Origin of the sequence: Halocatena pleomorpha (assembly GCF_003862495.1) — an archaeon.
GTDB lineage: Archaea > Halobacteriota > Halobacteria > Halobacteriales > Haloarculaceae > Halocatena > Halocatena pleomorpha.
Genome location: NZ_RRCH01000045.1, coordinates 19,192 through 33,344, shown reverse-complemented (window position 1 = coordinate 33,344; position 14,153 = coordinate 19,192). Strand labels below are relative to the sequence as shown.

Here is a 14,153-nt window from a genome sequence, read left to right as displayed (position 1 = left end):
AAACTGTGGCCGTCCGATTCGGTCGCGGCACGCGCATCGGGTGGGGGTGTCCATTGCTGGAAGGGTCGTCGATGACCCACCTTTTTTCCGCTCGGGTAGCTTCGCTACCGCTCGCACAAAAAATCTGGACCAAAAAAAGCCGCTCGCTGCGCTCGCGGGATAGCCAAACAAGCCGCTCGTTTGACGAGCCGGTCGCTCACTTCGTTCGCGCTGCGACTCGTTGGCTCCCGCTCGCGGGAACTTCGCTCGCGGGGGGAAGAAGATGACGTTGCCAGTGTTTCAGTTCTGGGACCGGCTGGGCGAATCGGTGAACATCTCGACTCTTGATGATCGAAGCCGGATCTCGAAAGCGGAGTTGTACTACGTCGTGGACGTGGGGACAGGAACGTGGTGTAAGCCCTGTCGGAGTACCGGCTGCGCCCACGCCACGCAGATCGAGGAGATTCTAGCGACGGCCGGGCTTGGCCGGTCACAGGTGAACGACGACGATCTCCCCGGGATTGCGAACATCACGCGGTATGAGGCGACAGGCGAAATGGTCGCCACCGGCTGGTTCGAGAATGGCGGCCGGGTGCGGTATCACGAACAGCGTGATGGGACCGTCGCCCAGTCGGTGTACACGCCCGAGGACGAGCAAGAGCCGACCGAGATAACTGAACAGCCCGCGGCGACGAGTGCCCCAGCCAGGTTAGTAGAGATGCTGGCGGAGTACTGCCACTATCGCCAGCGCGGTGATCTCGACGGATTGAGACAGCAGTATCCAGAGGTGGCGCGTGTCGTGAGCGAGGCTCCCGTCGTCCACGCCGACGACTGAGAACAGCAGAGTCGGCGGTCGCGGCGGCGGAGACGGTTGCGGTGCGGAAGCGGGGCGGAAGCGGGGCGGAAGCGGTCGCGGTGCGGAAGCGGGGCGGAAGCGGTCGCGGTGCGGAAGCGGGAGATGCAAGTGTAGTCACCGCGAGCGTAGCAAAGCGGAGCGAGCGGCTTTTTTTTGGTCCAGATTTTTTGCGTGAGGGTGGCGTAGCCACCCGAGCGGAAAAAAGGTGGGACTGGCCGACTGATTGAAGCCGTCCACGAAACGGAATACGCTGCTCACGTCGGCCACATTCGCGCGCACACAGACGAATCCTGACGCTGCAGCAAGCGATCCAGTGACTCGGACGACCGGACTGCAAGCCAGTTAAGTCCGGACGCTGTGAGATGCGAGTATGAGTGACGCGCCACCGGAGGGTCGGGAGGTGTGGATCGAGAAGTACCGCCCCGAATCGCTGTCTGCGGTCGCTGGACACGAGACCATCGTCCAACGACTCGAAAATTACATCGAACAGAACGATCTACCTCACTTGCTGTTTGCAGGCCCAGCAGGTGTTGGCAAAACTACATGCTCGGTGGCGATCGCCAAGGAGATCTACGGCGAGCAATGGCGGGAAAACTTCTTGGAGTTGAACGCCTCCGACGAGCGGGGGATCGACGTGGTGCGTGATCGTATCAAGAGCTTTGCACGATCGAGTTTCGGCGGGTACGACTACAGGATCATATTTCTCGATGAGGCGGATGCGTTGACATCTGACGCTCAAAGCGCGCTCCGGCGGACGATGGAGCAGTTTTCGCACAATACACGGTTCATCCTCTCGTGTAACTATTCGAGCAAGATCATCGATCCGATCCAGTCACGGTGTACGGTGTTCCGGTTTTCGCCGTTGGCAGACGACGCGATCGCCGGCCAACTCCGCCAGATTGCCGGCGCGGAGGGGATTGAAATCACCGACGCAGGGATTGACGCGCTCGTGTACGCTGCTGGGGGTGACATGCGCAAAGCCATCAACGACTTACAGGCGGCGGGCGTCGTGGGTGAGACGGTCGACGAAGAAACGGTGTACAGTATCGCCAGCACCGCCCGCCCAGAGGAAATCAAAGAGATGGTTCAACTCGCGCTTGCGGGCGATTTCATGGCAGCGCGTTCGACCCTTGAAACGTTGCTCACCGAGGAAGGGATCGCAGGCGACGACATCATCGACCAACTCCACCGGTCTGTGTGGGAGTACGACCTCGGAGAACGCGAGGCGGTTCAGCTGATGGATCGGATCGGGGAAACTGACTACCGTCTTACGATCGGTGCCAACGAACGCGTGCAACTGGAAGCGTTGTTAGCGGGACTCGCGCTGGACGAGTGACGGTTCCGATCTGCTTCTCCGCTTGTGAGATGTGATTGAGCCACCAATCACTAAATATAATCTTTTTCATATATTTTGACAACAGGAGAACAAATAAAATATAAACAAGCGTCTAAGACGGGTGTTCGGAAGGGTTTTACCCGGTGGTCGGCCAAATGAAACGCGATGAGTGAACTCGACGAGGAGTATCAGCTCGACTATTTCGAGCAGGAGGGGTTTACCCGAAAGGAGTGTGTCTCCTGTGGCGCGCATTTCTGGACCCGTGACGAAGCACGCAAAACGTGTGGTGAACCGCCGTGTGAACAGTACAGTTTCATCGGCAACCCCGGATTCGACGCGTCGTACACGCTCGAAGAGATGCGTGAGGAGTTCCTTTCATTTTTCGAGGATAACGACCACGAGCGCATCGATCCCTATCCCGTCGCAGCCAATCGCTGGCGGGATGATGTCTTGTTAACGCAGGCGTCTATCTACGATTTCCAGCCGCTCATCACGAGTGGGCAGGCCCCTCCCCCCGCGAACCCGTTGTGTATCAGCCAACCCTCCATCCGGATGGACGACATCCAAAACGTCGGCAAAACGGGGCGTCACACGATGGCGTTCGAAATGATGGCTCACCACGCCTTCAACACCCGTGAAGACGCAGAGGGTTACGCCTACCAGGGGGAAACGTACTGGAAGGACCGAACAGTCCAGTACTGCGATGAGTTTTTCGAATCGATGGGCGTGGATCTGACTGAACTCATCTATATCGAGTATCCATGGGTTGGCGGTGGCAACGCCGGGCCGGCGCTTGAAGTCATCTATCGGGGCGTCGAACTGGCGACACTCGTGTTCCTCTCGATGGAAGAGGATCCTGAGGGCGAGTACGAAATGCCCGACGGCAACCGGTATTCGAAGATGGACACGTACATCGTCGACACCGGGTACGGTCTGGAGCGCTGGACGTGGGTGAGTCAGGGGACGCCGACGGTGTATGAGGCCGTCTATCCCGAGATGATCTCGTTCCTGCGGGAGAACGCGGGTATCGACTTGACCGACGAGGAGGACGCGCTCGTCCACCGTGCGGCGACGCTGGCTGGCAACCTCGACATCGACGAGGCCGAGGACATGGAGAGTGCTCGCGCGGATATCGCGGAAGAACTCGGTGTCGATGTCGATCGGCTTCGGGAGCTGATGGAGCCGCTCGAAACGATTTACGCCATCGCGGATCACTCCCGAACGCTGGCGTACATGCTTGGCGATGGTATCGTACCGAGCAACGTTGAGTCCGGCTATCTCGTTCGCATGGTGCTCCGACGAACCAAGCGGCTCACCAACACGGTGGGCGTCAGCGCACCGCTCGACGAACTCGTTGACATGCAGGCTGAACGCCTCGGATACACGAATCGTGACACCATCCGTGATATCGTCCGGACGGAACTGGAAAAATACCGCGAAACCCTTGACCGTGGTGGTCGCCGGGTCAGACAGCTCGCTGAGGAGTATGCGAACACGGACGAACCCATTTCGACGACGGAACTCATCGAGCTGTACGACTCGCACGGAATGCAGCCTGACATGGTCGCTGAGATTGCTGAAGAACACGGCGCATCAGTCGAGATTCCGGACGATTTCTTCTCACTGGTCGCCGCTCGCCACACCGAGCCGTCCAGTGCCGTAGCGGACGAAAAGCAGACGGACACGACAGCGACACAGGAGGAGACGGACCACGACGATCTCAAAGCGCACGTCAGCGAGTTGCCGCCGACGGAACAGCTGTACTACGACGATCAAGACCGCATGGAGTTCGAGGCGATCGTCCTCGACGTGATCGAGCGCGAAGAGGGATTCGCCGTGGTGCTCGATCAGACGATGTTCTACCCAGAGGGAGGTGGACAGCCTGCTGACACTGGAGCGCTCAGCACGGATGATACGTCAGCCAATGTCCACGATGTCCAACAGCGGGACGGCGTCATCCTTCATTGGACCGACGACGACCCCGGAAAAGGCGAGTTCGTCCGGGGACAGATCGACGCGACGCGTCGAAAGCGGCTGATGGCCCATCACACCGCGACGCACATCATCGGTCACTCAGCCCGAGAAGTGCTCGGTGACCACGTCCGTCAGGCTGGTGCTCAGAAGGGCATCGACAGCTCGCGGCTGGACGTCACCCACTACGAGCGGATTTCCAGGGCACAACGACAGGAGATCGAACGGATCGCAAACCGGATCGTGCGGGACAACACGCCCGTCGTGCAGGAGTGGCCAGACAGACACGTGGCCGAAGAACAGTACGGCTTTGATATCTATCAGGGTGGCATCCCGCCGGGGACGAACATCCGGCTGATCCACGTTGATGACGACGTGCAGGCGTGTGCCGGGACGCACGTCGGACGAACCGGTGATATCGGCTGTATCAAGATTCGTTCGACCGAACGCGTCCAAGACGGTGTCGAGCGAATCGTCTTTTCGGCTGGTGATGCGGCTATCGACGCCACTCAGCGCGTCGAAACTGCCTTGTCTGAGACCGCAGAAACGCTGGACGTTTCGCCGCTCGAAGTGCCCGACACGGCGGAGCGGTTCTTCGAGGAGTGGAAAGACCGCGGCAAACGGATCGACGCGCTGAAAGAGGAACTAGCCGAGATTCGCGCACACGGCGGTGCGACCGAGGAGGTTGCCATCAACGGTAATGGGACCACCGCGGTGGTCGAACGGTTTGACGCCGATGTCGAGGAGCTTCGTGCGACCGCGACCGCGATCGCAGAAGAGGAGTCGGTCGCCGTGCTAGGAAGCGGCCAAGAGAGCGCCCAGTTCGTGGTCGCTGTTCCAGAAAAAGTAGATGTCAACGCCGGCGAAGTGGTGCGTGAACTCGCAGACCGCGTCGGTGGTGGTGGTGGCGGACCACCGGACTTCGCGCAGGGCGGCGGACCAGATGTCGACGCGCTCGATGCGGCATTGGCGGACGCCCCGACGATCCTCCAACAGAAACTTGAAACTCGGTAACAGCGATTCGACGAAAGCGTTGTCACTCGGTGGCTCTAACGGTGGCTATGCCGGTCGTGTCCACTGAGGAATGTTCGTTGCACTACGAGGCGCGCGGTTCCGGTCCGACGGTGGTGTTTCTCAACGATGTTGGCTACGGTGCGTGGCTGTGGGGCTGGCAACACCCCGCCCTCTGTGGACCGTTCGAGACGCTCGTGTTCGATCCGCGGGGCACCGGGCAGTCCGTTGCCGACGAGATTGCGAGTACCGTCGACGTGTTCGCTGGGGATGTCGAACGCGTGTTGTCGGCCCATTCCGTGCGCCGGACGCACCTCGTCGGCGCGGGATTCGGTGGAGCGGTCGCGCTCGCATACGCTCGTCAGTACGATCGTGCTCGAAGTCTCACGCTCATGGGGACCACCCTGAACGGGGACCAAGTGTCGACTGACGCGCTCGATCTGCTGGGCGAGACCGGACGACACGCCCTCGAACCGTGTTTCAGCAGGGCGTTTCTGGAACAACAGGAGATCGTCGAGCAGATCCAGACATGGCGAGGCGAGGAGGACGCTGGAACGGCAGCGTGGACGACACAAGCTGAGGCGTGGTGTGGGTTTTCCTGTAACGCGCCGTACGAGATCACGCTCCCCGCGCTCGTGTTGCACGGAACGGACGACCCGGTGGTCCCCCCAGCCGCAGGACAGGAACTTGCGACTGCGTTGCCAAACGGGCGGTTCGAGGCGTTGGACGGCAAACATCTGGCGTTCATCGAATCTTCGAAGCCGACGAACGACGAAATCGTCGGGTTTCTTGAAACAGTTGAGAGGCGGTGATCAACACCATGATGGATATATAAAATTAATTAAAACTAAGGTGTTGTGTACAAGGTGTCAACAGGTACCTTCCGGCGTCAATGCACCCGACACTGCGTCTCGGTAACGGCGTTGAGTAGTTCTCACGAATTTTTGTCGAGAATCGTCACAGTTCTGTCGTCGTGAATTTCGAACGCGACTGTCGTTTCTTCGACTGACGCGTACTCACACTGTAACCACGAATTCTACGTAAGAAGTCTTCCGCACTCCGTCGTGAAGTAAGATGTCACGAAGGGTCCGCCTCATGCACTTCGGTTTCCCGTCGAACCAGTTTCGGCGCTCACGCGACGAGTTCTTTTTCGCCGCGTTCGACGACGACGCGGCACGGGGGCGACAGCTTGTTGTACGCGCGACGGAGCGCCTCCTTGGCGACATCGGCCTGTTCGGGATCACACCAGAGGGTGAACAGACGTTCGCCCTTCTGGACGCGCGCAGCGGTTCCGACGATCTGGCCAAACGCTTGGCGCATGCCATCGGAAACACGGTCCGCACCGGCACCGGTCGCCTGCTTGTTCTCCCGAAGCACTTGGTGGGGGAACTTCCGGAGGATCATCTTGTAGTTGCCTTCGCCTAGCTCTTTGATCAGGTGACGGTTGGCGGACAGACGGGACGCCTCCATCGAACCGTGACGGAGTTGTACTGACTCTTCGACCTCAAGGCTGATTTGGATGGGATAGGAATCGGGATCGGCGTCGATGTCACCCATCTTGTACTGTGCGATCTTCGAACCGGGGATACCGGTGATATACTCCCGTCGCGTGTACGACGGCTTATCGATATCCCGGTACATGCTGGCGGGCTTATCGGCCATAGTACGTAAGATCAAGCCCAGATTGGGAATAAACCCTTCGAAGCGCTGTCCGATAGCCGATTTCACTCTACTGCGCGGAGCCGACCCGGTGTTCTGCCGATAGCTGTAGCTGTACGGTCATCCCCCACCGATGGAGGGCTTTATCCCACGAATACACCTGTCGAGCGATTCGAAATTCCACAAGGTTCAAGGTGTCGCTTCCATTCTCACACAATCGTTGTTTACGAATGAGTGAAGAATCGACTGACACAGAAATCGATGCGGAATTAGCTCAGGCAGCGGCAGCGCAGGACCAGCCAGAGATCGAGTTCTACGGCGGGAAGTGGATGAGCACGCTGCCGATCGTCTTGTTCATCGTGTGGGCGATTGTCCAGAGCGGCGTCCTTCGCATCAGTGACACAACGGGGCTGGTTGCGGGGATGCTCATCGCCCTGATCGTCGGCATGTTGTTCGTCAAAGGTGATTGGACGACGTACGCCAACACGATTTTTGACGGGATGACCCAGCGCGTTGCGGCCACCGCCATCGTCGCGTGGCTGTGGGCCGGAATGTTCGCGGAGACGATCCAAACGGGCGGGTTCGTCTCTGGACTAGTGTGGGCCGCCGACGTTTTCAACGTCGGCCCAGCGCTGTTTCCGGCAGTGGTGTTCATTTTGGCAGGACTGCTTGCGACCGGGATCGGAACGGGCTACGGGACGACTGTCGCGTTCACGACGCTTGTTTTTCCGGCGGGCGTCGTGCTCGGTGCCAGCCCAGAGCTGTTGTTCGGGGCGATTCTCTCGGGGGCTGCGTTCGGTGACAACCTCGCACCAGTCAGTGACACGACGATCGTCAGCGCGGTCACTCAGGAGTCGGACATCGGCGGGGTGGTCGCCTCGCGATTCAAGTACGCGATCATTGCTGCTGTACTGGCGTTCATCGGCTACCTGATTGCCGGCTCTATGATGTCAGGTGAGTCGGTCTCTCAGAGCGCCCAAAGCCTATTCGTGGCAAACAGCAATCCGCTCGGGTTAGTGCATCTCGTTTCGATGTTCGTCGTTATCATCACCGCCGTCTTGGGGCGGCACATCATCGAAGCGATTTCGTGGGGGCTGATTGTCGCGGTCGTGCTCAACCTGCTGTTGGGACTTGCTTCCCTGAGCGACATGCTCGTGTTTCAGGTCTCAGAACAGTTCGGACTCGCACAGTCGCTTTCGGGGCTTCCGTTCATCGAATTGGTGGCACCCGCTGAGACAGGCGTCAGTGGCAGCATCTACTCCGGTGCAGCGGGCTTTTTCCCGCTCGCCATCCTGGTACTGCTGATCGTCGCTGGCTCGCGGATCATGATCCGTGGCGGTGGGTTCGACGCGATACAAGATTGGCTGCTCAACACCGTCGCTACGTCGGTTCGGCGGGCGGAAACGGTGATGGTCCTCGTCACCGCCACCGCGAACGCGATGATCACGATCAACACCGCTGCGGAGATCGCTGTCGCGCCGTACATCGCCCGCCTCGGAGAGAAGTTCAACATCAACGGCTACCGTCGGGCCAATATCCTTGACGCGAACACCACGGCGCTGGGGTACATCTTCCCGTGGGCCGGTGGCGTGCTCGTTGGCTACGCCCAGATCCAGAATTTGCCGGGGCAGTTCGACTGGTTCACGCGGTCGATGGTTGTCGAGCCGATCGATGTCTGGCCGCTCGTCTTTCACGGCTGGCTGTTGTTCGGCGTGTTCATCGTTGCCGCGTTGACTGGCTTCGGACTCGAATACGTTTCTGATCGGGAATCGACGGAGGTGACTCGTGTATGAGCCTGTTCGATAAGTATCTGAAAGGTTGGCGGTTCCGGACGAATCGCCCCTCGTTCGAATCCGGTGAGGAACTGCAGTTGTTCGTTACTGACATCGAAGACGACACCCTCATCGCCCGCGTCGGAGACAGTTTCATCCACATCTCAGACGGTGTTCCCGCGCTCGTTGGCACACGAGTTCGGGTCCGCGTGGACAGCTTTGACGCCGATTCGCACGTCGGCAACGCGACGCTACTCGAACCGATCGACAGCGAGTGACCACCGATTCAGGGTGGGTCGTATTTTGCCACCTGAACCCGTGTGTTATTGCGTTCTGCGTACAGTTTCCGTTCCGTCCGATTTAGTGTTAGTCCACCGATGGAATCAGTTTCGTTGCGGGCTGGCATCGGTGTATCCCCGAGGACAGAGCCGTTGTGGGTGACACGAACGCGAAACTGCTCGCCGGGGACAATCGTGATCCGACGACCGTCGATCACCGGTTTTGCCTGTGACGGTTGTGAGGTGTACACGGTCGATCGGTCGTCGTCGTGGACGAGTTGGACGGTGTACACCGAGTGATTGCCGGCGGGATTCCACGCGAGACGGCGTGCCCGGACCGTTTCGCGCACGCCGATGCCGCCGACGCGGACGCCGGCCTCCTCGACGAACGTGAGGCGTCGTTTCGAGATCTCCGGCCACCAGATCTCCCGTCGGTCGTTAATCACGATGACGCCGCTCGTGGTCACGTTCGTCGGTTCACCGAACGCATCGATCTGGACGGCTGAGATGTACTGATGCGGAATCTCTTCGGCGTACGCGACGATGTACTCCCCAACCTCGATGCTGTTTTCAGCGGTGATTCCAGCAGTCGATTCGGACACCGTGTAGACGTTGTACGGGACGGACACAATGGCGAGCACGAGTACGAACGCGACCGTGATCCGCCGTGCCAGTGTCCCATACCGAACGTCGATTCCGCCCACAAGACGGCTGGTGTCACGTCTGGGTATATTCATGAACACGGCCGCAAACAGGAAGACCAACCCCACGCCAATCGCTCGAAAGAGCATGAATCGACCACCGCTCACGGGGAGATACACCGCCCAGACGCCTTCGAGGACGGCAAAGAGGATGACTGCCGTCCACAGTCGGAGTCGGTCTACGCCGACTGATCGGCGTTCGACCAACACGACCCCGAGTACGATCCCGATGAGAAGTCCGAACGCGTGGCCCTGTAAGGATATTCCTGCCCACCACGGCGTATTGAACTGAGTGCCACCGCCTTGGATGATTGTCGGATTCGTGAGCGACCGATAGACGAGAAACAGTACGCGACTCCACAGCAGCGCGAGCAGCGTTCCCCACGGGTATCGCATGAGTGCGAGTCCGACATAGGCGAACACCACGCCTGAAAACCCGATCGTGGGACCGAGTGAGAACACTCCTGACACCAGTCCGACGACGACTGACCCACTAACGAAGGCCAGTGTACGCGCGTACGGATTGGTCCATATCGACGATGAGAACACACCCACGCCTCGCCCACGGGGGTAATGGCTCCACGCGTACTCCGCCAGCACTCCCACCGTGAGCGTCCCAATGAGATTTCCGAGCAGATGGCTGTAGCTCGAGTGGGTGAACGACGACAGCACGATCCCCGTCGGAGCGAAGTACGACCACGACCGAAACGGGATCACCAGCGGGGCGTGTGGTTCTGACCAGCCGCCCTGCACGAACCAGTACACGCCGAGCAGTCCCGCCGCAACCGACAGCGAACCCCACGGCACGCCAAACAACAAGCGGGTTCGGACAGTCCGATAGCGTTCCCGACCGCCCAGCTGCCACGCCACGCCACAGGAGAACACGATGGCGCTCACGAGAAACAGCACGGGTACCGGACCCAGCGAACCGAGCAAAAGTGCAGGCCCTGGCAACGGCTGCATACCACTGGTGTGGTCGGGAACCGTGTTATAGTCCGGGGTCTTTACAACGGCTCGTTGCCGTCGATGATCCGCTTGGCGCGCTCAGCGAGCTGTGGGACGCCCTCGCGCATGCGCGGATACATCGGATCGTCGGAGTTGCCGTCGAGATATCGTCTGAAGAACATTTCTCCGAGGGCGGCGAGCTTGTACACGGCGAGCGCGCGGTAGAATCGGTCGTTTTCGAACGTAAAGCCCGTCGCCGCCTCGTAGCGATCGATCAGTTCTTGGCGCGTGTGGTACGCCTCTGTTTGCATGAACGTCGCTGACAGCGTTTGCGTCGCTTCGGGTGGAGCGGGATCACCGGTGTCCCACCAGTACGACAGCAGCCACCCCAGATCCGTGAACGGATCGCCAAGCGTGCTCATCTCCCAATCGAACACGCCAACGATTTCGGGGTCCTCACCGGCGTACATCACGTTATCGAGCTTGTAATCTCCGTGAACGAGCGTCGATGGCGTCGAGTCCGGGACGTTCGATTGCAACCACTCCATCACGTCGTACAACGCTGTCACCTCCCGTTCTTCGGCCGTCACTTCAAAGGCCCACATCAGCTGTTCGGACCACCGCCGCACCTGCCGTTCGGTGAATCCGGACGGGTGGCCGAGATCACCGAGACCGACCGCCTCGTAATCGACGGTGTGAATGGCCGCGAGCGTATCGATGAGTTCAGTCCCGATCGCCTGCCGCGCGGCAGGTTGCTGATACCCCTCGGGTTCATCAGAGCGGATGACGTTGCCTCTGAGTCGCTCCATCACGTAGAAATCGCTGCCCAACACGTCGTGGTCCTCACACGCCAGTACGGTCGTCGGCACCGGGACGGCCGTTTCTTGCAGGGAATCGAGCACATGGTACTCCCGAAGCACGTCGTGGGCCGTCTCGGCCACATCACCCGGTGGCGGCCGACGGACGACGAGATCACGCGTTCCCCACGTGACGAAGATGGTTTCGTTAGAATGGCCCTCCTGATGGTGGTCGAGTTGGTACTCCTCGACCGGTCCAAGTTCGGATTCGAGATACGTTGCGAGCCGATCCGGGTCCACGAGACGCTGGAAATACTCTTCACTCACCGGTAATCACGTCCATTATCCTGTTAGTCCGGACTACTGAATATCCTTCGTGTGTCGTATCACCACCCCACCTCTCAGATAGATCAACAGTCACAGCTCCCGACAAACGTATCTTTACGAGGTTGTTGACACGTATCGTGACTCACGACTGTTCGTTTCTCGACGATCTCGGGGTGGCTGTCTCCTACACCGACGCCGACCGGCAGAGCCACGCAGCCGACTTCGGTGCTGAAGCGTTCGATCTCGCTGTCACGCCCGACGCGGTTGTCCGTCCCGACTCGACCGCGGAGGTGTCGGCCGTGCTGTCGGCGGCGACCGATCACGGCGTTCCGGTCACGCCGTACGCCGGAGGAACGAGTCTCGAAGGCAATCCCGTTCCGGCCCATCAGGGGATCAGCATGGATATGATGGAGATGGACGCGGTACTTGACGTTCGGCCCGACGATTTCCAGATCGACGTAGAGCCGGGCGTGATCGGCTCTACGATCAACGAGACGGTCGAGGAGCACAGCCTGTTTTTCCCACCGATGCCAGCCGCCAACGACATCGCAACGATCGGTGGCATGATCGTCAACGACGCCAGCGGCATGACGACCGTCAAATACGGTGAAGTCGGTGACTGGGTGCTTGAACTGGAGGTGGTGCTCGCTGATGGGTCGGTGATCACCACCGGTAGCACGGCGATCAAAACCTCAAGCGGCTACAATCTCTTGGATCTGTTCGTGGGGAGCGAGGGAACGCTCGGGGTGGTTACGCGCGCAACCCTCGAACTCGAACGGCTGCCGGAGCAGACGCGCGGTGGGCGGGCGATCTTTCCGACGCTGGATGCGGCGACCGAAGCCGTCTTTGACGCGGTTCGGTCGGGCGTCGATGTCGCCACCATCGAACTCATCGACGATCTGAGTGCTCGTATGGCGAACGCACACCTCGACACGGACCTCCCGGACGCTCCGATGGTGTTTCTGGAGTTCCACAGCCCCGGCGTCGAGACCGCGGTCTCGCGCTGTCGTTCCGTATTCGAGCGACACGACGTTGAGAGGTTCGAGATCGCCGCAGACGACGATCGAATGGATGACCTGTGGACGGCCCGCCGAGAACTTGCCATCGCGCTCCAGACGTACGATCCCGATCGCAGGCCGCTCCATCCCGGCGACGTGACCGTGCCGATCAGCGAGTATCCGGCGATCATCCGGTATGCGAAATCGCTTTCTGCGGAGCACGACCTGCTCGTTCCCTGCTTTGGCCACGCGGGCGACGGCAACGTCCATTACTCGGTGTTCGTCGATCACGACGATCCGGAGATGGTGGCCCGCGGCGAGGACGTGTACCGTCAGATCGTCGAGAAAGCGATCGACTGTGGCGGCACCGCGACTGGCGAGCACGGCGTTGGATTGGGCAAACGGGAGTATCTGACGGCCGAACACGGTGAATCGGGTGTCGAGGCGATGCGGCGAATCAAACACGCACTCGATCCACACGACACGCTCAACCCTGGAAAGATCTTTCCGGAAACCGCCGAGGGTGAGCGGGTTCGGATGGATTCGGGGTGATTGTGACACACGTCACATCGCAGCTCTCTCAACTACAATCGTCAGATAATATTGAAATCAAACTCACTGACTGGCACCACATCACTCCCCGAACTCCTCTTGGGCCTCCGCGAGGTAGTCGGTTCCACAGTCACCAACCAGTTCCGCAGGCACACCGACGACGGTGCAGTTGGGCGGAACGGATTCGAGCACGACCGAGCCGGAACCGACGTTGGAGTCGTGACCGACCGTGATCGGGCCGAGCAGCGTCGCGTTCGCGCCGACGGTTACTTCGTTTTCGAGCGTTGGGTGGCGCTTCTCGGGTTCTAACGAATCACCCCCTAACGTCACTCCGTGGTACAACATCACGTCATCACCGATTTCCGTGGTCTCTCCGATTACGACGCCTGCCCCGTGGTCGATGAAGAACCGCCGACCGATCTCGGCTCCGGGGTGGATCTCGACGCCAGTCAGAAAGCGCGCCAGATGAGACAAAAACCGACCGGTGAGGAGAAAGCCACGCTCCCAGAGCGCGTGTGCGAGACGGTAGATCCAGATCGCATGGAGTCCTGGATAAAACAGCAGGACTTCGGGAACGCTTTTGGCTGCCGGATCCCGTGTAAATACCGTCTGTACGTCCTCCCGAATCCGATCGAACATGCTACCCACAGTAGGAGGTGCGGAGGGATATAGGCTGGTGGTTCGACAGATTCGGCCGTGAGCGGCCGTCTCCTTACTGGTTGTTGTGTTCGTCTGGGGTGTACGTTTTCAGTTCGAGCGCGTGGATGTCCCGTGTCATGTGTTCACCGAGGGCGTCGTACACGCGCTGATGTTGATCGACCAGCGTTTCGCCGTCGAATGCCGGTGATACGACCACGGCAGCGAGGTGATCCTCGTCGTGATCGCCTCGCGGGCGGGTGACGGTTGCGCTGGCGTCTTCGATCTCCGCCTCGATGAGACGTTCGACATCGTCTGGAGTCATATCCGACGCA

Annotated in this window: 12 protein-coding genes; 7 read left to right on the top strand and 5 right to left on the bottom strand. The window is 59.9% G+C overall.

The genetic code is table 11. The annotated features are described in order from the left end of the window. Positions 1-262: 262 nt before the first annotated feature. The 4 genes from EIK79_RS17135 to EIK79_RS17120 all read left to right on the top strand — a co-directional run bounded on the left by EIK79_RS17135 (position 263) and on the right by EIK79_RS17120 (position 5,965). On the top strand, positions 263-814 hold the full coding sequence (locus tag EIK79_RS17135) for a hypothetical protein (protein ID WP_124956911.1): 552 nt from the start codon (positions 263-265) through the stop codon (positions 812-814). Between the two features lie 391 nt (positions 815-1,205). After that, positions 1,206-2,171: a replication factor C small subunit gene (locus EIK79_RS17130; RefSeq protein WP_124956909.1), complete on the top strand. Its 966-nt coding sequence runs from the start codon at positions 1,206-1,208 to the stop codon at positions 2,169-2,171. A gap of 165 nt (positions 2,172-2,336) precedes the next feature. Continuing rightward, positions 2,337-5,156 carry an alanine--tRNA ligase gene (gene alaS, locus EIK79_RS17125; protein WP_124956907.1) on the top strand — a complete coding sequence of 940 codons (2,820 nt, stop codon included), beginning with the start codon at positions 2,337-2,339 and terminating at the stop codon, positions 5,154-5,156. Positions 5,157-5,203: 47 nt separating this feature from the next. Next, positions 5,204-5,965 (top strand): alpha/beta fold hydrolase, encoded by a 762-nt coding sequence (locus EIK79_RS17120; protein WP_124956905.1) that lies wholly within the window; start codon positions 5,204-5,206, stop codon positions 5,963-5,965. A gap of 319 nt (positions 5,966-6,284) precedes the next feature. Here the strand turns inward: EIK79_RS17120 and EIK79_RS17115 are convergent, their stop codons facing one another. Next, entirely contained in the window at positions 6,285-6,815 is a 531-nt protein-coding gene (locus tag EIK79_RS17115; RefSeq protein ID WP_124956903.1) for a 50S ribosomal protein L16, read from the bottom strand. 326 nt (positions 6,816-7,141) lie between these two features. Between EIK79_RS17115 and EIK79_RS17110 the strand changes: the two genes are divergently transcribed. Then, entirely contained in the window at positions 7,142-8,605 is a 1,464-nt protein-coding gene (locus EIK79_RS17110; RefSeq protein ID WP_368276987.1) for a Na+/H+ antiporter NhaC family protein, read from the top strand. Beyond that, a complete protein-coding gene (locus EIK79_RS17105) occupies positions 8,602-8,862 on the top strand; it encodes a DUF7513 family protein (RefSeq protein ID WP_124956899.1) in 261 nt (86 codons plus the stop codon). Before EIK79_RS17110 ends, EIK79_RS17105 begins: the two co-directional genes overlap by 4 nt. Positions 8,863-8,870: 8 nt before the next feature. Here EIK79_RS17105 and EIK79_RS17100 read toward each other — a convergent pair whose 3' ends face one another. Next, on the bottom strand, positions 8,871-10,526 hold the full coding sequence (locus tag EIK79_RS17100; RefSeq protein ID WP_124956897.1) for a rhomboid family intramembrane serine protease: 1,656 nt from the start codon (positions 10,524-10,526) through the stop codon (positions 8,871-8,873). 41 nt (positions 10,527-10,567) lie between these two features. After that, entirely contained in the window at positions 10,568-11,632 is a 1,065-nt protein-coding gene (locus EIK79_RS17095; RefSeq protein ID WP_124956895.1) for a phosphotransferase family protein, read from the bottom strand. Between the two features lie 137 nt (positions 11,633-11,769). On the opposite strand from EIK79_RS17095, the gene EIK79_RS17090 reads away from it, so the two are divergent. After that, positions 11,770-13,182: an FAD-binding oxidoreductase gene (locus tag EIK79_RS17090; RefSeq protein WP_124956893.1), complete on the top strand. Its 1,413-nt coding sequence runs from the start codon at positions 11,770-11,772 to the stop codon at positions 13,180-13,182. Between the two features lie 81 nt (positions 13,183-13,263). Here the strand turns inward: EIK79_RS17090 and cysE are convergent, their stop codons facing one another. Then, entirely contained in the window at positions 13,264-13,821 is a 558-nt protein-coding gene (gene cysE / locus EIK79_RS17085; protein WP_185715691.1) for a serine O-acetyltransferase, read from the bottom strand. A gap of 73 nt (positions 13,822-13,894) precedes the next feature. Beyond that, complete coding sequence (locus tag EIK79_RS17080) at positions 13,895-14,143, bottom strand: BolA family protein (RefSeq protein ID WP_124956889.1); 249 nt, start codon at positions 14,141-14,143, stop codon at positions 13,895-13,897. Positions 14,144-14,153: the final 10 nt, after the last annotated feature.